Annotated in this window: 17 protein-coding genes; 15 read left to right on the forward strand and 2 right to left on the reverse strand. The window is 51.0% G+C overall.

What is annotated here, in order from left to right; all coding sequences use genetic code 11:
• The 12 genes from tmk to FIU95_RS08825 all read left to right on the forward strand — a co-directional run bounded on the left by tmk (nt 1) and on the right by FIU95_RS08825 (nt 10,580).
• Entirely contained in the window at nt 1–621 is a 621-nt protein-coding gene (tmk, locus tag FIU95_RS08770; RefSeq protein WP_152453366.1) for a dTMP kinase, read from the forward strand.
• Nucleotides 622–695: 74 nt separating this feature from the next.
• Complete coding sequence (locus tag FIU95_RS08775; protein WP_371416955.1) at nt 696–1,721, forward strand: DNA polymerase III subunit delta'; 1,026 nt, start codon at nt 696–698, stop codon at nt 1,719–1,721.
• 125 nt (nt 1,722–1,846) lie between these two features.
• Nucleotides 1,847–2,200 carry a PilZ domain-containing protein gene (locus tag FIU95_RS08780; RefSeq protein ID WP_152453370.1) on the forward strand — a complete coding sequence of 118 codons (354 nt, stop codon included), beginning with the start codon at nt 1,847–1,849 and terminating at the stop codon, nt 2,198–2,200.
• Between the two features lie 7 nt (nt 2,201–2,207).
• Nucleotides 2,208–2,984, forward strand: a complete 777-nt coding sequence (locus tag FIU95_RS08785; RefSeq protein ID WP_152453372.1) for a TatD family hydrolase — start codon at nt 2,208–2,210, stop codon at nt 2,982–2,984.
• 28 nt (nt 2,985–3,012) lie between these two features.
• Nucleotides 3,013–3,636 carry a dUTP diphosphatase gene (locus FIU95_RS08790; protein WP_152456235.1) on the forward strand — a complete coding sequence of 208 codons (624 nt, stop codon included), beginning with the start codon at nt 3,013–3,015 and terminating at the stop codon, nt 3,634–3,636.
• Between the two features lie 131 nt (nt 3,637–3,767).
• The gene (locus FIU95_RS08795; protein ID WP_152453374.1) at nt 3,768–4,748 is read left to right on the forward strand and encodes a malate dehydrogenase; all 981 of its coding nucleotides are present in this window, start codon (nt 3,768–3,770) and stop codon (nt 4,746–4,748) included.
• A gap of 404 nt (nt 4,749–5,152) precedes the next feature.
• A complete protein-coding gene (locus FIU95_RS08800; RefSeq protein ID WP_253868987.1) occupies nt 5,153–5,674 on the forward strand; it encodes a DUF2244 domain-containing protein in 522 nt (173 codons plus the stop codon).
• An 82-nt stretch (nt 5,675–5,756) separates the two neighbouring features.
• Nucleotides 5,757–6,233, forward strand: coding sequence for a thioredoxin-dependent thiol peroxidase (gene bcp, locus FIU95_RS08805; RefSeq protein WP_152453378.1), 477 nt, complete (start codon nt 5,757–5,759; stop codon nt 6,231–6,233).
• A gap of 421 nt (nt 6,234–6,654) precedes the next feature.
• On the forward strand, nt 6,655–7,101 hold the full coding sequence (locus FIU95_RS08810; protein WP_020415217.1) for a helix-turn-helix domain-containing protein: 447 nt from the start codon (nt 6,655–6,657) through the stop codon (nt 7,099–7,101).
• Between the two features lie 115 nt (nt 7,102–7,216).
• On the forward strand, nt 7,217–7,549 hold the full coding sequence (yajC, locus tag FIU95_RS08815) for a preprotein translocase subunit YajC (protein WP_020415218.1): 333 nt from the start codon (nt 7,217–7,219) through the stop codon (nt 7,547–7,549).
• Nucleotides 7,550–7,788: 239 nt separating this feature from the next.
• The gene (locus FIU95_RS08820) at nt 7,789–8,814 is read left to right on the forward strand and encodes a 1-aminocyclopropane-1-carboxylate deaminase/D-cysteine desulfhydrase (RefSeq protein WP_371416956.1); all 1,026 of its coding nucleotides are present in this window, start codon (nt 7,789–7,791) and stop codon (nt 8,812–8,814) included.
• Between the two features lie 107 nt (nt 8,815–8,921).
• Nucleotides 8,922–10,580: a sodium:alanine symporter family protein gene (locus tag FIU95_RS08825; RefSeq protein WP_152453382.1), complete on the forward strand. Its 1,659-nt coding sequence runs from the start codon at nt 8,922–8,924 to the stop codon at nt 10,578–10,580.
• A gap of 117 nt (nt 10,581–10,697) precedes the next feature.
• On the opposite strand, the gene FIU95_RS08830 is transcribed toward FIU95_RS08825, so the two are convergent.
• Together FIU95_RS08830 and FIU95_RS08835 are read right to left on the reverse strand one after the other, a co-directional pair.
• Entirely contained in the window at nt 10,698–12,824 is a 2,127-nt protein-coding gene (locus FIU95_RS08830) for a M4 family metallopeptidase (protein ID WP_152453384.1), read from the reverse strand.
• Nucleotides 12,825–13,260: 436 nt separating this feature from the next.
• A complete protein-coding gene (locus tag FIU95_RS08835) occupies nt 13,261–14,595 on the reverse strand; it encodes a glutamine synthetase family protein (RefSeq protein ID WP_152453386.1) in 1,335 nt (444 codons plus the stop codon).
• Between the two features lie 243 nt (nt 14,596–14,838).
• Here FIU95_RS08835 and FIU95_RS08840 point away from each other — a divergent pair, with 243 nt between their 5' ends.
• The 3 genes from FIU95_RS08840 (at nt 14,839) to FIU95_RS08850 (ending at nt 17,804) form a co-directional block, all read left to right on the forward strand.
• Nucleotides 14,839–16,128, forward strand: a complete 1,290-nt coding sequence (locus FIU95_RS08840) for an FAD-binding oxidoreductase (protein ID WP_152453388.1) — start codon at nt 14,839–14,841, stop codon at nt 16,126–16,128.
• Nucleotides 16,129–16,212: 84 nt separating this feature from the next.
• Complete coding sequence (locus FIU95_RS08845) at nt 16,213–16,893, forward strand: TetR/AcrR family transcriptional regulator (protein ID WP_152453390.1); 681 nt, start codon at nt 16,213–16,215, stop codon at nt 16,891–16,893.
• A complete protein-coding gene (locus FIU95_RS08850) occupies nt 16,893–17,804 on the forward strand; it encodes a 5'-nucleotidase (protein ID WP_152453392.1) in 912 nt (303 codons plus the stop codon). The genes FIU95_RS08845 and FIU95_RS08850 overlap by 1 nt, the downstream gene beginning before the upstream one ends.
• Nucleotides 17,805–17,884 lie beyond the last annotated feature (80 nt).

The raw sequence follows: 17,884 nt of genomic DNA on the forward strand, positions 1-17,884 counted from the left end.
GTGTCGCGCGGAAAATTCATAACCCTGGAAGGTGGTGAGGGGGTTGGTAAGTCCACTAACCTGCAATTTATCACCCAGTGGTTAGCTGATCGTAATATTCCATTCATTCAAACCCGTGAGCCAGGTGGTACGCCGCTGGCTGAACAGCTGCGGGAATTGCTCCTGGCGAAGCGTGAAGAGGCGGTTGACCCCACGGCGGAACTGCTTATGGTCTTTGCTGCTCGAGCGCAGCATTTGGCTAAAGTGATTGTCCCGGCTCTGGAGCGTGGTGATTGGGTAGTTTGTGACCGTTTCACCGATGCCACTTATGCCTATCAGGGTGGTGGCCGAGCGCTCGATAGAGCCTTAATAGAGCGGCTCGAACAAGATGTGCAGGGTGATTTACGGCCCGATAAAGTGCTTCTTTTAGACCTGGATCCGCAAATAGGTTTGGAGCGTGCAGCCAGTACTGGAGCTGCCGATCGATTTGAAAGTGAGCAGCTGGCTTTCTTTCACCGAGTGCGTGCGGCTTATCGTGAACGTGCACAGGCGGCCCCCTCACGTTACGCTATTGTTGATGCCAGCCAGCCTCTAGCGCAGGTTCAGCAGCAGCTGGGGCAGGAGTTACAGCGTCTTCTTTAAAGGGCGCTGTAAAAATATTGCCCCCACAGCGCCCTTATTGTTGGTAGTGAAGTTCCCAGTTACAAATTTGGCAAATGGCAGTGTCTGAAGCACCTGAACATATCCCTATTCCCTCTCTATTACCCTGGCAAACGGAACAGTGGCAACGGCTCGGTACCCAGTGGCGCGCAGGTCGATGTCCTCATGCCTTGCTGATCAGTGGTCAGCAAGGTCTTGGCAAGCGCGCTTTTGCCGAGGCTTTTTCAGCGCTGGTATTGTGTGAACAACCCAGAGAAGGGCAGGCCTGTGGAAGCTGCAAAGACTGCCACCTTTGGCAGGCGGGATCTCACCCGGATTTTCTTCGGGTGGAGCCAGAGAAAGAGGGAGGGCCGCTCAAGGTTGAGCAGATTCGCCAGCTCGGCGACTTTGTGTCGCGAACCAGTGGGCGCGGGGGCGCGCGCTTGGTGTGGCTGGCACCGGCAGAGGCGATGAACATCAATGCGGCTAACGCCCTGCTGAAAAATCTGGAGGAACCGGCGGCATCAGTGATTTTCCTGCTGGTTAGTGACTCTCCGGCAGGCTTGCTGCCAACGATTCGCAGCCGTTGCCAATCTGTTGTATTTCCACCTCCTTCAGAAGAAATGGCACTGCAGTGGCTGCGCGCTAGTGACTTGGAGGAAGACTCGGCAACCAGAGCCCTGGCACTCGCTGGTGGGGCCCCATTGCTGGCTGCGCAATTGGCAGATCCAAAGTGTGAGGAAATTCGAGAGCGGTTTTTGCAAGAGCTTGTTGCTCTGGCCCAAGGGAGTGCTAGGGCCGTGACAGCCGCCGGTCGCTGGGAGACCCCTCCCGAACCCACAGACCTAGGCCAGCTTATTCAATTTTGGCAGCAGTGGGTTGCTCAAATGGCTCGGGTGCGCAGCTGTGATGCCACTGGTGATACTCAGGTTATGGCACTTTTGCAAAGGTTCCCCGGTGCAGGGCGGGCTAGCTTGCGCACACTGTTTGGCTTTTATGATCATCTTCTTCAGGCGCGTATGGGCCTCGCAAGCGGAGCAAATCCCAACCGTCGCCTGTTGCTGGAAGAGTTGATGATTCGCTGGGCCAGGTTATTCGGCTGAGTGAAAAACGATCAATAATGGTTGGCGTACTATTTAGTTTCATCAAAGTGTCGATCCGCTGGGTTCTGGACAGAAACAGTACGCTCAGATAAGTTAGCGCAACATTAAAAACATTGAGGTTGAGCATGAAAGCCATGGGAGGCGGTGCCCGAAACGGCATCCTATCGCTGAAGATTCAGGATAAATCAGTTCTCTACGCGGCTTATATGCCCTTTGTAAAGAATGGTGGCCTGTTTATCAGTACGGATAAATCCTACAGCCTCGGTGATGAAGTATTCCTGCTGTTAAGCCTGATGGATGAACCCGAAAAAATTCCGGTGGCCGGCAAGGTGATCTGGATAACCCCCAGTGGAGCCCAGGGAAACCGTACGCCGGGTATTGGCGTTCAGTTTGGGGACAAGGACAATATTGCGCAAAACAAAATAGAAACTTACCTGGCTGGCACTCTTGAATCCAGCCGACCCACTCACACGTTGTAAATTTCACATGCTCGTAGATTCTCATTGTCACCTGGATAGACTGAAGCTCGATAAGTTTGATGGCGATCTGGATACTGTTCTGGAGTTCGCTCGCAGTCGGGGGGTCGGGAAATTCTTGTGTGTTGGTATCAGTCTCGATAATGCCGATGCTGTCGTAGAGATTGCTTCAAAGTATGAAGATGTGGTTTGCTCAGTGGGGATACATCCGCTGGATGTCGAATCCGGTCTCGCTGGTGTGGACCAATTGATCGAAATGGCGGGGCGCCCCAAGGTGGTAGCACTGGGGGAGACTGGTCTCGATTATTACTACAGTACCGAGACAAAAGAGACCCAACAGCAAAGTTTTATCGCCCATCTACAGGCGGCGGGCCAAGTGGGGCTGCCGGTAATAGTGCATACCCGCGATGCCCGTGAAGATACGATTCAGTTAATTCGACAGCACGGAAACCTGCAAACAGCGGGTGTATTGCATTGCTTCACCGAGAGCTGGGAGATGGCTAAGGCCGCACTGGACCTAAACTATTACATTTCCCTCTCCGGTATTGTTACATTTAAAAATGCCGGGGACCTGCGCGATGTTGCGCGTAAACTGCCCCTCGATCGCCTACTGGTGGAAACAGATTCTCCCTACCTTGCACCGATTCCCTATCGTGGCAAGCCTAATATCCCGGCTTATGTCCGGGAAGTAGCCGAATTCATTGCTGAGTTGCGCGGAATTTCTTACGAGCAGCTGGCTGAAATCACTACAGAAAATTTTCTCCGATTATTTCCTCGGGCTGCCTAAGCCCGGCTAGTTAGAAGTTCCCTATATGATGAAGCAGCAATTGCAGGTCATGCTGACCCTGCAGGACGAAATTAATACCGTTGTTAATGAAAACTGGCGTGCGCAAAACTTTGCCTGGTATCGGGCTATTTGGGTAGAGAGTGCCGAACTTTTGGATCACTACGGTTGGAAGTGGTGGAAAAAACAACAGCCTGATATAGATCAGGTGAAACTCGAGCTGGTAGATATTTGGCATTTTGGCCTGAGCCTTGAATTGCAACAGGGTGCCCCGATTCAGGTTGCTGAAAAGATGCTGCAGGAATTAGAGGCAGGTCAGCGAGCCCCTGGTGATTTTCGTGAAAACCTGGAGGCCTTCACTTTAAATACTTTGGCAAGCAAACAATTCGATCTGCCAGGGTTTGCTCAGCTTCTCGCCGATACAGAGATGCCTTTTACCGAGCTGTATCAACGTTATGTAGGCAAGAACGTGCTCAATCGTTTCCGCCAGGATAACGGTTATAAAGAGGGGACTTATGTGAAGACCTGGGGTGGGCGCGAAGATAACGAGCACTTGGCTGAGATTGCCAGTGAGCTCGACGCCTCCGCTGATGATTACAGCGATCAGGTTTATCGCACCTTGCAGCAACGTTACCGGGAAATCGCTTTGGCGTGATCCTTATTTGACGTTTTATTTGAGAAAAATGCAGTTTTACTAGGCAAATTGAGTTGGTAATTTCCCCGCTTGAGGTGAAATTTGCTCGAGAGGCCCTATAATGCGGCCGCTTACAAACGAGGAGAACTATCGTGAAAGCACCTGTTCGTGTTGCTGTTACCGGCGCTGCCGGTCAGATCAGCTATTCGCTGCTGTTCCGCATCGCCTCCGGCGAGATGCTGGGTAAAGATCAACCAGTTATTCTGCAGCTGCTGGAAATCACTCCAGCATTGGAAGCGCTGAAAGGCGTGGCCATGGAGCTCGAAGACTGCGCTTTCCCGCTGCTGGCGGGTATCGTTCAGAGCGACGACGCTACTGTTGCGTTTAAAGACGCTGATTATGCTCTGCTCGTGGGCGCTCGTCCCCGTGGACCGGGTATGGAGCGTAAAGACCTGCTTGAAGCAAACGCCGCTATTTTCTCTGCACAGGGTAAGGCGCTGAATGACGTTGCCTCCCGCAATGTGAAAGTATTGGTTGTTGGCAACCCTGCGAATACCAATGCCCTGATCGCTCAGCGCAATGCGCCTGACCTGGATCCGCGTAATTTCACTGCTATGACTCGCCTGGACCACAATCGCGCACTGTCGCAACTGGCCAACAAAACTGAGTCTAGTGTTAACGACATTACCCACATGACCATTTGGGGTAACCACTCCTCCACTCAATACCCAGACCTGCATCAGGTTAAAGTATCGGGTGACGCTGCCATGGATAAAGTGGAGCAGGACTGGTACGAGAACGACTTTATCCCGACTGTTCAGCAGCGCGGTGCCGCCATTATCAAGGCTCGTGGCGCCTCCTCTGCAGCTTCTGCAGCTAATGCCGCTATCGATCATATGCACGACTGGGCTCTGGGCACCGCAGAAGGTGACTGGACCAGCATGGCTGTTTACAGCGATGGTTCCTACGGTATTCAGGAAGGCCTGATTTACTCTTTCCCTTGCACCTGCAAAGGCGGGGATTGGGAAATTGTACAGGGCGTGGATATCAACGACTTCTCTCGCGAGAAAATGTCTGCGACCGAGAAGGAGTTGGCGGAAGAGCGTGATGCGGTCGCCCACCTGCTGCCGTAACTCTGCCGGTTAACCGGCCTTATTGGCTGGTTCGTCAAAAAAGCCCGCACAAATGTGCGGGCTTTTTTTATTTGCGCAGATTAACGGGAATTGCTTCTTTTCTGGCAAAAAAGCTTTCGCTAAAACAGGTAAAAGAGTTTAGGTGGTATTTACGACCTTAGTGTTATCCCCTCTAATTTTCCGCCCAATCCTATCACCAGTCATCTTTTTGTTGCTGCCGTGATGCTGTAATACGGAGCTCTTGCCTTGCTGGAGCGTAAAATGGCTTTCCGTAGGGCAATCAAACTAGTGTTGGCTGATGTGAGTATTGGGATAGCTTTGAAACTGGCGGGTCGCTATACGAGTGTGGGCTGGTGGCGGCGGCACTACACTGATGGGGTAAGTAATGTCTGGAAACGTTTGCCATGGTCACAGAAGTCGGCCGCCAAGCCCCGCGATGCGCCTGCATTCTTCTTCAGCCTAACCAGTCTCTATCGGCAACCGGAAACCTTTGGGTGTTCTTCTCTCTGGTTGGCGTTTCCCTCGGTATTAGCCTGGCTTTTGCCTTTGCCGGGGCTTGGATGATCCTGCCCTTTGCTGGCCTGGAAATCTTATTACTTGCGGTATTATTTACCTATGTCTATTTGGAAGGGACTCGTCGTGAGGTAATCCGTATCAGCGATGAACGGGTCGTCTTCGACTGTTGCAAGGGGTTTCGCCAGCAATCTGTCTACCACCGGGAGTTTTCTCGGAGCAATTTGGCCTTATTGGTGCGAATGGGGAATAGCGCGGCTGAACCGGCCGCGGTAACCTTTAGTGGCCCTGAGGGCTGCCTCGAAGTAGGTGAATTTTTGACCGATGCCGAGAAGGCGGATCTGGTACAAAAACTCAAGCGGATTGGTATCTTTGCACGCAGGGAGAAGGAGTTTCGCTTGCATCAGTTTTGATTGAGATCCCATGTGACATTCCAGTTAGTACTTTTCGTTATAATCCCCACAAAATTCACAGCAACTCCTTAGGGGATTTCTTATGGCCTTTCCCAAAATTGGCAACCTGGCACCGGCTTTCACTCTGACAAATCAGAACGGAGAGAAGGTTTCACTCAAGGATTTCCGTGATAAAAACAATGTTGTGCTTTATTTCTACCCAAAGGCGCTGACACCAGGCTGCACTACACAGGCTTGTGGCATCCGGGATGGCGCAGATGCGTTTGAAAAACTTGATACTGTTGTCCTAGGTGTCAGCCCGGATCCGGAAGCCAAATTACAGCGCTTTATCGATAAACATGAACTGAACTTTGACCTCCTTTCCGATGAAGATCACAAGATCGCAGACAAATACGGTTGCTGGGGGTTGAAGAAGTTTATGGGCAAAGAGTATATGGGCCTGATCCGGACAACTTTTATCATCGATAAAAGTGGGCGTTTGCGCCATATTATCGACAAGGTGAAAACCAAGACCCACAGTGAGGATGTGCTTAACTGGGTGGGTGAAAATCTGGGTTAATGCGCTAGGATTGCGGATTGGTAGTTGTTTTCTAGGGGGAGTAGGTGGCCTCTGCCCCCCGAATTACCTTGGTTTTTAAGAAAAGTGAGTATTCGGGCCACTCAATTCTGCTCCTTACAGCACAATAAGATGAAAAAAACCACTGTCGCCCCTTGCATTCTCAATTCTTGGTCTATACTGGCAGATGTAAAGGAAAGGTGCGCCGGCGAGAGAGTGTTTCTCTTTGGGTATTGCCGGAGCGGTTAGTTTAAAAATTGTACATCTCTGTGAAGGATTCGATGTCTGTTTTTGGTGCGTCCCGCATCGAGTAGTAGTCCGCCGAAGTTGTTGGTGTGTTGGTGTGGGCAGGAGCAACCGGGATTCGCTGGATGCGGACATAGAAAAATAACTGCGGCTCACGGAACTCAAAAGGAGCAGCTCGATGAACCATACTCAGCCCGACCAGACTTCGCTCTCAGAAGACAAATCCCTTCAGCAGGCCAGAATATCCGGTGACCCGAATATCCTTGACCAGCTGTTGGCACCACCGGAAGCTACCAGCTTTGGCATTGCTGCCAGAGTTATCGATGTGTTGGAGCAGCGCATCGGTAAGGCTTCTCTCGCTATTCGCCCAGTTGCCTCTGACTTAAGCATGTCCACCCGGACTTTGCAGCGTCGTTTGCAGGAGCATAATCTGAGCTTCGCCTCACTGCGTGACCATGTGCGTTTCCGTCACGCGGTGCACTTCCTCAAAGATACCGCCTTGAGTGTCGATGGAATTTCCCGGATCCTGGATTTTTCTGACAGGACCAGTTTCACCAGTGCGTTTAAGCGTTGGACAGGTATGTCACCAACAGGTTATCGCCGTCAGGTGCGTCAGCGCTTTTAAATGAGTGGGAATTGATTAGGTCGGTCTTTCGTCGATCGGCCCAATCCGTTGCCTCAACAGGGGAAACCCGTTAGAGTTGGCGGCAATTTTATAGGCTGACTCTTTGAGGTTTTGCATGAGCTTTTTTATCCCCTCTGCCATGGCACAGCAAGCGGCACCGGCACCACAGGGTAACCCGATGATAACCCTGTTGATGTTTGCGGGTCTGTTCGCATTCATGTGGTTTTTTATCATCCGCCCTCAGCGCAAGCGTCAGAAGGAGCACCAGGAACTGGTTGGCGCTCTGAAAAAGGGTGATGAAGTGGTCATGAGCAGCGGTATGCTGGGTCGTGTAGACAAGGTAGACGAAGACTACATCGTGCTGGAAGTTGCAGACAATATGTCCCTGAAGTTCCAGAAAGTAGCTGTTCATGCGGTGTTGCCGAAAGGCACAATTAAAAAGATCTGATTGCTCTGTTGGTTTGATCTTTTATAGATTTTTAGAAAACCCGGCAGTAGCCGGGTTTTTTTTGCTGTTGGTTTCTACATTGACTAAATATTGAGCCTTGGTAGGCGGCGTTCGTTGCTTAAACCTTAGTTGTTTAAAGCTTAGTTGCTAATACCTAGGCACTTCGAGTTAGGTAAGAGATTAGGCCAACAAGGTTCTCTCCCTTTTTCTCGGCCTAACTGAATAGAATGGAATCTACTTTGTTTGAAAAGATACCCGTTGAGCTACCCAGACGTCTGAATCTGGCCCATCTGCCAACGCCTCTGCAACCGCTCGACCGTATTAGCGAACTTTATTCTTATCCATACGGTGGCCCGAAAATCTGGGTGAAAAGAGATGATCTGACGGAATCGGGAATGTCTGGCAATAAGCTGCGAAAGCTTGAGTTCGTGGTTGCAGAGGCCCTAGAGCAGGGCAGTGATACCTTGATCACCTGTGGTGGTATTCAATCCAATCATTGCCGCACCACTGCGCTTGTTGGGGCTCGCCTGGGTCTCAATGTGCATTTGCTGTTGCGAGGTGAGCCGGTCGCTGAGGCTGATGGGAACCTGTTGTTGGACCAGTTGGCAGGTGCAGAAGTTACTTTCTATTCGCCAGCAGAGTTTGCCAGGGACATCAAAGGCCTTTTTAATTCCTGTAAAGATGAATACCGCAAACGTGGCCTTAAAGCTTTTTGTATTCCAACCGGTGCCAGTGATGGCCTGGGTTTGTGGGGGTATCTCTCCGCTTCGCAGGAATTAATCTCTGACTGCCTAACAAGGGGGTTCGAGCCGGATCATATTGTATGTGCAACAGGGAGTGGGGGTACCCAGGCCGGCTTAACCCTGGGGTGTCATCTGCAGGGATTTAATGTACAAGTGACAGGTTATGCAGTTTGCGATGATGTCGCATATTTCCAGGCCAAAGTGAAAGAGGATATTCGTCACTGGAGTAGGCTGACGGGGAATCCTATAGATACGCAATCACTGCAAGTGCATGTCAACGCTGACTATATTGGGCCTGGATATGCCAAGGCTGGACCCCCGATCTACAAAATGATTGAGGAAGTCGCTCGCTTGGAGGGAATATTGCTGGAGCCTATATATACCGGTAAAGCTTTTTATGGACTGATACAGGAGCTACAAAAAGGCCGCTACAAAGGCTGCGATAACCTGGTATTTGTACACACGGGAGGGCAATTCGCGTTATTCCCCTATCGCCACAACTTCTCATTTCATAGGGTTTAGGCCCCTTTACTGTTCTAGCGCTGCGGAAGCTGCTAACCTGCGCAACAAATTACGGCTGCGGCTGTATATAAAACAAACAGAATTAGTTCAGAGAAGTGGGGGTTAGTTTGGATTCCTTTAATCAGCTGCTACTGTCGCTAGACGGTTTGCTCGGTTCGGCACCTTGGTTCCCGTGGGTGCTACTTGGGGTAGGTTTCTTTTTCACTATTTACCTAGGGTTTCCGCAATTCCGTTACTTTGGACATGCGATTAAGATTGTCCAGGGTAAATACGATAAGCCCAGCGACCCAGGTGATACTTCTCACTTCCAAGCTCTGGCTACCGCTCTTTCCGGTACAGTGGGTACCGGTAACATTGGCGGGGTAGGTCTCGCTATTTTCCTGGGTGGGCCGGCCGCGTTGTTCTGGATGTGGATGACTGCCTTCCTGGGTATGACAACCAAATTTGTCGAAGTCACCTTGTCACACAAGTATCGTATTAAAGCGGCGGATGGTTACTATGCAGGTGGCCCCATGTTCTATATGGAGCGCCGTCTCAATATGAAATGGTTGGCAGTCCTGTTTGCCATTGCCACTGTAATTTGTTCTTTTGGTACCGGAAGCCTGCCCCAGGTGAATAATATCGCCCAGGCGATGCACGATTCTTTTGGTATTGAGAAAGCCCTAACTGGTGGTGTGCTCGCTATTCTGTTAGGTATGGTAATCATCGGTGGTATTACGCGAATCGCTAAGGTTACCTCCACTATTGTTCCCGCAATGGCACTGATCTACATCATTGGTGCATTGGGAGTGATTTTCTACAATATGGAAAATATCATTCCCTCTTTCGTGGCTGTTTTCCGCGATGCCTTTACCGGCAGTGCTGCGGTGGGTGGCTTCCTCGGAGCCAGCTTTGCCTATGCCTTTAACCGTGGTGTAAACCGCGGCCTCTTCTCCAACGAAGCCGGTCAGGGCTCAGCGCCCATTGCCCACGCCGCCGCACGTGCCGATGAGCCTGTATCCGAGGGGATGGTTTCCCTGCTGGAACCGTTTATCGATACCATCATTATCTGTACCTTGACCGGTCTGGTAATCCTGTCTTCCGGTGTTTGGACTGAGAAACATGAAAACCTATTTGAGGGTGCCGATACTTATGTTGTAGAGGGCCGTTACGAAGAGAGTGATCCCGAGCAAGTTAAGCAATTGTTTAACTACCTCAGTGGTCGGCCTAGCGAAGTGAAGGCCTATAACGGCTCGGTGGTTGTGACAGATGGACATCCGCTCAATGTTCAGGACTTCACCTTGATCCATGCACGCTCAATTGCTGAAGACCTGGATTTCCGTGTCGGTGATGACCAGTTCAGTGGTGTATTGAATGTTGTAGATGGTAAGTTTGCCAATGAGGATGTAGATATCTGGGGGAAATCCCTGGTTCATTCAGTGGCTCTGACCAGTAAGGCTTTCCAGCGCGGTTTCTTCGGCGAATACGGTGGGCTGATCGTTACACTTGGCATTCTCCTGTTTGCTTTCTCAACCGCTATCGCCTGGTCTTACTACGGTGATCGTTCCATGATCTATCTGTTTGGCCCCAAAGCGGTAATGCCCTACAGAATTGTGTATGTCATCGCCTTCTTCTGGGCAGCGATTGAAGATACCACCGTTATTTGGAATTTGTCCGCGGTAGCTATCGTCATCATGACCTTGCCCAACTTGTTTGGTATCACCATATTGGCGAAGGAGATGAAGGATACGGTGAAGGAGTATTGGAAGGATCCCAGTCATAAATAAAGTGACTTCCCGTAAACGTCCGAATTAAAAAAAGGCAGCCATTTGGCTGCCTTTTTCGTTACCGGGATAGGCTGGTATGGCAGCTTATCCCGGTTTTTGGTGGCTCAGCAAATGCCCTTATTCAGACTGGGCGCTGAGGGTTATACCGGAGTAGGAAGAGTAGCCACGAATACTGATGTACCAGGTCCCCGCTTGAGGGTTGCTGACATTACAGCTCTCTTCATTACCCCACTTGTAGGGGCGGCAATCCCAGTTGTTGCGAGTAGGCTCTGAACCATAGCGTACATAGAGGTCAGCATCACCACTGCCACCTGACATGGTTGCGGTCAGAGAGGACATGCCCTCGGCAACGTCTAATGAAAAATGTTGCCAGCTGCCGTTGGAGCCGGAAAGATCGGTTTCCTCCCAGCCGCCAGGCTCACCGCCGCCGTCACCTTCGGTGAAACTGCCCACCAGGCTGACACCGGAGAAGGAGCTATAGCCACGCACCATTACGTAGTAGGTGCCCTCTTGAACATTCGAAATGTCACAGGTCTCATTGTTGCCACTACTAAAGGGACGACAGTCGTATGTGGAGGTCGTTGGAGCCGCGCCAAAACGGACATAAAGATCGGCATCACCACTTCCGCCGGACATGGCAAAGCTCAAGTCAGTTGCGTCCCCTGGTACATCCATGGTGTAGTGAAGTTCATCACCAGAGCCACCGCTGAGGTTATCTACTGAAACGCCATTCTCTAGTTCACCGGGAGGAGGTGGCGGTGTGGTATCACAGGTAACTCCTACGGTACTGAAGGCGGTTGTAACATCCGCTTTACTGTACCCTAGGTCTACAGCAGCTTGCTCAACACCGCAGGCAGCTTCATCGTAGTCAGAGTTTGAGCCCCAGTACATCTGATTGGCGAGGACAAAAATATCAAATGCCTTGCGAGTATCCCAGCCGTTGGTATTGGCGATCAGATAGAAAGCTCGGTTGTAGACACCAGAGCTATAGTGTACGTCCATACCGCTGTAATAATCGTCGGCATGTCCAATGGAGCGTCCATCCTGTGTTGGGTCTTCAAAATAACGCAAGGCGCCATTGGCTTTGAAAATCTGAGCTCCAACCAGCCAGTCATTACTGCCAGTCATAAAGTATTCAGCGGCTTCACCAGAGATATCGGAGAAGGCTTCATTAATTCCCCCTGGTTGTTGACTGTAAACTAGGCCAGAGTTCTGCTCGGTAAAGCCGTGGCTGACCTCGTGAGCCGTAACATCCAGGCTGACTAGCGGGTGGAAGGTGTTTTGACCATCGCCAAAGGTCATCTGGCTGCCATCCCAGAAAGCATTTTCGTAGTTATTACCGTAATGCACGCGAAGGCGCAGCTTTTGAGTCAGCGGTGAAGTGTTGTACCAGTCGCTGAACATATCGAAGACCACGCCACCGAAATAGTGCGCGTCATTTAGCGGTGAATAAGCACCATTGATTTCTTTGTGATCATTGTAGGGGCAGTTGAATTGATGGACGCTACCGCCACTGGTTCCATGATTCAGGTCCACAGTTTCAACGTTGGTAGTATCCATACGGCAGTTGGCATCAACCTGCATGGAGGGGAAATCGGTACCATATTCATAGCGGCCTGTTTTTAAATTGCCGCCAGGACCTTGTGCATCTTGGAAGGTGAGGCCATCCCAATGCTTAATCACTTCGCCGGTCATGGCATCAATAAAGTAGAAGGGGCGCTTGGGGTCGTCTCCATACTCGACCCAGTTCACCAGGTAGGCGAGGCGTGCTTCATCCTTATCATTGATGTAAACATAGAGTTCTTTTTTCTGGTTTTTGGCTTCCAATTTAAGTACTGGCAGTGACAGGGCACCTGACATCACTCCCTGCTGTGCGCGCAGGGAGACCTGGTGGTTCATGGCGCGATCAAGGGCATTGCCCGCGTCAATTGCCGCGCGCACGGTGGGCACTTCGAGCTCAAGCCCGGTGAGAACATTACCGTGCATTTCGGTAATAAGACCTTTACCGGAACTGGTTACGGTCTGTCCCCATACGGGGATACCTTTGTGGGTCTGTTGATAACGGGCGATGGTCTTGCCATTTCCCAGCGTACGTTCGCGAATTTTCACCAATGCCATATCTGATCCGGCAACGGTGTTGAGTGTTTGAGGCGAGAGCATATCCGGAGTTGCTGGGACACGGTCTGCGGCCTGAGCACTGATAGCCATGGCTAAAGTGCAGGTAAGTCCTACGAAATGCTTCATTGCTAGCTTTCCCTTTACGTAACTTTTTTATTAGGGACCGAGCACCTGGAACTGGTAGGTAATCCAGTATGGCGTTACCGAACAGTTCAGCAGTTTTGGTGCTAACGGTCTTTATGGTTGGTAAGACAGCAGAAGAAGGCCGGGCATCTGGGGTGGGGCCATAAAATGGCAGTGACGTCCGCTTTCTCAAACCGGTTGCCCAAAATTTCCGGGCAACCTGAGATTACCTTGCATGCGCTTAGTGGCAACAAAAAGGTGATGACAAACTCATATATTTGAATTCTTTTCGATATTTTTGCTTAAGTAGTCACAAATCAGCAAATAATATCCTGCCGAAGAATCCAAAATGATGCGCCTAAATAAACCCGATAAAAGGGTGATACGCCAGTCAATAATTAATTTTCAGATAAGTCTCGAAAATTTTTATTGGGAATATCTACACGTTAAGAAGAAGATATTCCCGCTCCCAAGAGCTGATCACCCGGTTAAATTCTTCATATTCGTCGCGCTTAATTGCGTTCCATGCTTTTACAAATTTTCTGCCAAACATTTCTGTAGCAGCTTCGCATTCTGTTAGAAGGTTGAGAGCGTGTTCTTGCGTTCGAGGTAAAGTAATGGCTTCTTTAGAGCAGTCGCCCTGATACGGTGCGCTGGGTGCCACTTTATTGATCATGCCAAGATAACCACAGGCGAGTGAGGCAGCAATGGCGAGGTAAGGGTTGCAGTCGGCACCAGGAAATCGATTTTCTAATCTTTTTCCCTGGGGTGAGCTGTCGGGAACCCTTAGCCCTGTTGTGCGATTATCATAGCCCCAGTGCAGGCTTGTAGGCGCAGCCATTTCAGGGGTGAAGCGGCGATAAGAATTTACATTTGGGGCTAGAAAACTAATGAATCCCGGAGTGTATTCCTGCATGCCGCCAATAAAATGCATGAAGGTTTCGTTTTCATTTCCATTGCCGTCTACAAAAATATTTTTTCCTGTTTTTGTGTCGACAATACTTTGGTGGAGATGCAGTGCGCTGCCGGGTTCATCTTCCATGGGTTTGGCCATAAAGGTGGCATAAATCCCGTGGCGTAAAGCAGTTTCTCTAACCGTGCGCTTAAAAGTAAAAACCTGATCGGCGAGTTGCAGTGGATCGCCATGGAGGAAGTTAATTTCCATTTGTGCGGTCCCGGATTCATGAATCAGTGTATCCACATCCAGGCCCTGTGCCTCACAGAAGTTATACATGTCCTCAATAATGGGTTCGTATTCGTTGGCGGCATCGATACTATAAGACTGTCTCGTTTTTTCTGTGCGGCCAGATCTTCCCACCGGCGCTGAAAGTTTTTCATCTGGATCGAGATTGCGTTTCACCAGGTAAAATTCCACTTCGGGAGCAACAACCGGCTTCCAACCTTTTTCTTTATATTTTTCCAAAACAAATTTGAGGATATTGCGGGTACTAATCGGATGGGGTTGACCATCCCGGGTGTAGCAATCATGAATAATTTGAGCAGTGGGATCATTGGCCCAGGGGTTAAGTCGAACGGAATCGGGATCGGGTACCAGTAACATATCCGTATCAGCCGGATCGACAAGCTCGTTGTGTTCATCGACATAGTCTCCGGTCACGGTTTGGACCAGGATACTTTCCGGTAAACGGCTGTCCTGAGTGAGAAATTTATCTGTAGGAGTGAATTTACCCCTGGCATTACCTGACATATCCGGTACCAGGCATTCCACTTCTGCAATATCGTGCTCTGCCAGCCAACTTGTAATCTTGTCCATTCTCTTGTTTTTCCGGTGTGTTCCCATCTGAGAGTCGCTCCAGTATATGCCTGACCTACATACTCGCGATAGCCGATGCTGTTTAGCGGAGCAGTTTGTTGCCCTCATAGGCTTGGGGCATAGATTGATAGTGTCTGGAGGAGATCTAGCATGGAGGGTAAAAGCGAATTACCATTCGGCAATTCCCGGAGGCTGGGAAAACCTAAACCTCCGGCCGACACAACGCCTTAAGGGGTTGCATTGATGATAAGCACACCTGGTTATACAGATTCCTACTACTCCGCAAGTGCCAGCCCGTTGCCTTCCTATCCTCAGCTGGAAGGCACCAGGGAAGCGGATGTGTGCGTAATCGGTGCAGGCTATACCGGACTCTCTACGGCATTGCATTTGGCTGAACGGGGTTACAAAGTGACTTTGCTGGAAGCCGAGCGTGTGGCTTGGGGGGCTTCAGGGCGCAATGGCGGGCATGTGGGGGTGGGGCAGAGGCGCTGCCAGAGTGACCTGGAGGAAATGTTCGGTGTCGATATTGCCAAACGGCTCTGGCAATTTAGCCTTGAAGCGGTGCACCTTGTCGAGCAGTTAATCAAGAAGCATCAAATTCACTGTGATCTGAAGCGGGGGATTATGCATCTTGCCGCCAAGCCCAGCCATGACAACTATTTGCGCAAGGAGGCCGAACTTCTTCAGGAGCGTTACGGCTACACCGATGTGCGCTATGCCGATGAGCAGGAGATGGGTGGCCTTGTGGGAACAAGGCGTTATTTGGGGGCGCAAATTGACAGTGGTTCACTGCACCTTCATCCGCTCAACTATGGGCTGGGGTTGGCGGCAGCCTGTGTCAAAGCGGGAGTCGAACTCTTTGAGCACAGCCGAGTGACTGGCTATCGAGGGGGGCATTCCTGTACGGTTGAGACAGCCAAAGGGCAGGTGAAAGCAAATAATATGGTTCTGGCCTGCAATGGCTATCTTGGTAATTTGGAGCCTCGTCTGGCTGGCAAAATAATGCCGATTAATAACTTTATTCTGGCCACTGAACCCCTGTCCGAACCTCTTGCACAGAAACTGATCGCCAATGATTACGCGGTGCAGGACACACTATTCGTTATTAATTACTGGAAGCTTTCAGGGGATAACCGCCTGATTTTTGGCGGAGGGGAAAATTACACGGCCCGTTTTCCCGCAGATATTCGCAAGTTTGTGCGAAAAAATATGCTGAAAGTGTATCCGCAGCTTGAGCAGACGAGAATAGATTATGGTTGGGGTGGCACTTTGGCAATCACTCTGAACCGCATGCCACACATGGGCCGATTAGAGCACAATGTCTATTACAGCCAGGGTTATTCGGGCCATGGGGTACCTACTGCCACTTTTGCGGGCAAATTGCTCGCAGAAGTCATCGCTGGTACAGAGGAGCGCTTCGACATTATGTCGAAAATTCCAACAGAGACTTTTCCAGGAGGGACTCTTTTGCGTTGGCCCGGCCTGGTACTGGGGATGCTCTACCACAGTCTGCTCGATAGGTTTGGGCATTGATGGGGTTGGCCGCGGCCAGTTACTGGTGAAGTTGTAGGCTGCTTTGGTGTTAATATGCCGTGACTTGCATTTGGGAAGCCGAACTTGTCCAACACCGAACAGCCAAAACGTAAAAGCCAGTTATCTCCCCGCCGTGAGCCCATTCAGGCCCGCGCGCGGGCACGAGCAAGGCAGATTCTCGATGTCACCGGGCGCCTACTAGAGGAAGTGGGTCTCGACGACCTCACCACAATCCTAATTGCCAGGAAGCTCGATATTTCGGTGGGCTCCCTCTATCACTATTTTCCCAATAAGCACGCGATTCTCTATGCTATGGGCGAGCAGTGGCTCGCCAGCATCAGCGGGGCTATGGCCGAATTGGCAGAGCTAGACCTCGAAGGCATGGCGCTTGAAAATTTTATTGATGAGTTTATTGGGCGCCTATTGACGGTCTACCGTGAGCAGCGCGGGCTACTGCCACTGGTTCAGGCGATGTGGGGAATCCCGGAGTTGCACGAGCTGGACGAGAGTCATGACGAGCTGGTGATCGGGCACCTGGTGGATATGTTCCGGCGCTTGGGCTTTGCCTGCCCGCCCAATGAATTGAATCGCCTGGGCAGGCTTACGTTGGAAAGTTGCCATGCGCTATTGCTGGTGATGGTCAACCAGGCCGAGAGGCGTGCCCATCGTACCCGAGAAGATTTACAGCAAATACTGTTCACTCTGTTAAATGGCAGGCGTAACGATAACAGTCCCGAAGGGCTTGGTGATGTGGAGGCTCCCTGATGGCTATGCGACCAGATAAGCTGGTAATCGCGATTTCCTCGCGGGCACTGTTTGACTTGAATGATAGCCATAAAGTCTTCGAAGAGCAGGGCTTACAAGCTTTCTCCCGCTATCAGGTGGAGCGGGAGAATGATGTTCTGCAGAAAGGTGATGCTTTTCATTTAGTAGAGAAATTTCTAAAAATCAATGAGCAGCTAGGTGGCGAGCCGAGGGTCGAGGTCATCCTGCTCTCGCGCAACAGTGCAGATACCGGGCTGCGGGTGTTCAACTCGATTGAGCACTACGGCTTGGATATTACCCGGGCGGCCTTTTGCAATGGTGAAAGCCCCTACCGCTATATCGGGCCATTTGGTTGCAACCTGTTTCTATCGACCGATGGCCTGGATGTGCGCCGCGCACTGGAGCAGGGAGTTGCTGCGGCGACTCTGGTGGCTGGTGGCAACCGTGAACAGCGTGATGATGTTTTACGCTTTGCTTTTGATGGTGATGCGGTCATCTTTTCCGATGAGGCGGAGCAGATTTTTAAACGGGATGGGCTCGCCGCCTTTGCCCGGGCCGAGCGAGCCTCGGCACAGATGCCTCTGGGTGGGGGGCCTTTCAAGGGGTTCCTTGAGGCCTTACAAAAATTGCAGGCGGAGTTTGGTTTGGAAGCCTGCCCAATCCGCACCGCGCTGGTAACTGCCCGGTCGGCTCCAGCCCATGAGCGGGTAATTCGTACGCTGCGTGCTTGGGATATCCGGGTGGATGAATCAGTTTTCCTGGGTGGGCTGCCGAAGGGGGAATTCCTACGGGCATTCGGTGCCGATGTCTTCTTCGATGATCAGCCAGCGCATTGCGCTTCTGCTGCAGAGCATGTTGCCACAGGCCATGTACCACATGGAATTGCCAACGTCGCTAATAGTGAAGCCTAATCGTATAAGCCTTTTTGGGGGGCTGTTAATCTCTCGAAGTTGATTGACACTCGCCGCGCTTCACCGGATATTCATTTGTC

Source organism: Microbulbifer sp. THAF38, assembly GCF_009363535.1.
In the GTDB taxonomy this organism is placed as follows: Bacteria; Pseudomonadota; Gammaproteobacteria; order Pseudomonadales; family Cellvibrionaceae; genus Microbulbifer.

Excerpts from the sequence above, each read along its gene's own strand:
- FIU95_RS08775 (WP_371416955.1), top strand. The coding sequence starts at position 696 with ATGGCAGTGTCTGAAGCACCTGAACATATCCCTATTCCCTCTCTATTA.
- FIU95_RS08780 (WP_152453370.1), top strand. The coding sequence starts at position 1,847 with ATGAAAGCCATGGGAGGCGGTGCCCGAAACGGCATCCTATCGCTGAAG.
- FIU95_RS08785 (WP_152453372.1), top strand. The coding sequence starts at position 2,208 with ATGCTCGTAGATTCTCATTGTCACCTGGATAGACTGAAGCTCGATAAG.
- FIU95_RS08790 (WP_152456235.1), top strand. The coding sequence starts at position 3,013 with ATGAAGCAGCAATTGCAGGTCATGCTGACCCTGCAGGACGAAATTAAT.
- FIU95_RS08800 (WP_253868987.1), top strand. The coding sequence starts at position 5,153 with ATGGTCACAGAAGTCGGCCGCCAAGCCCCGCGATGCGCCTGCATTCTT.
- bcp (WP_152453378.1), top strand. The coding sequence starts at position 5,757 with ATGGCCTTTCCCAAAATTGGCAACCTGGCACCGGCTTTCACTCTGACA.
- FIU95_RS08810 (WP_020415217.1), top strand. The coding sequence starts at position 6,655 with ATGAACCATACTCAGCCCGACCAGACTTCGCTCTCAGAAGACAAATCC.
- yajC (WP_020415218.1), top strand. The coding sequence starts at position 7,217 with ATGAGCTTTTTTATCCCCTCTGCCATGGCACAGCAAGCGGCACCGGCA.
- FIU95_RS08830 (WP_152453384.1), bottom strand. The coding sequence starts at position 12,824 with ATGAAGCATTTCGTAGGACTTACCTGCACTTTAGCCATGGCTATCAGT.
- FIU95_RS08835 (WP_152453386.1), bottom strand. The coding sequence starts at position 14,595 with ATGGACAAGATTACAAGTTGGCTGGCAGAGCACGATATTGCAGAAGTG.
- FIU95_RS08840 (WP_152453388.1), top strand. The coding sequence starts at position 14,839 with ATGATAAGCACACCTGGTTATACAGATTCCTACTACTCCGCAAGTGCC.
- FIU95_RS08850 (WP_152453392.1), top strand. The coding sequence starts at position 16,893 with ATGGCTATGCGACCAGATAAGCTGGTAATCGCGATTTCCTCGCGGGCA.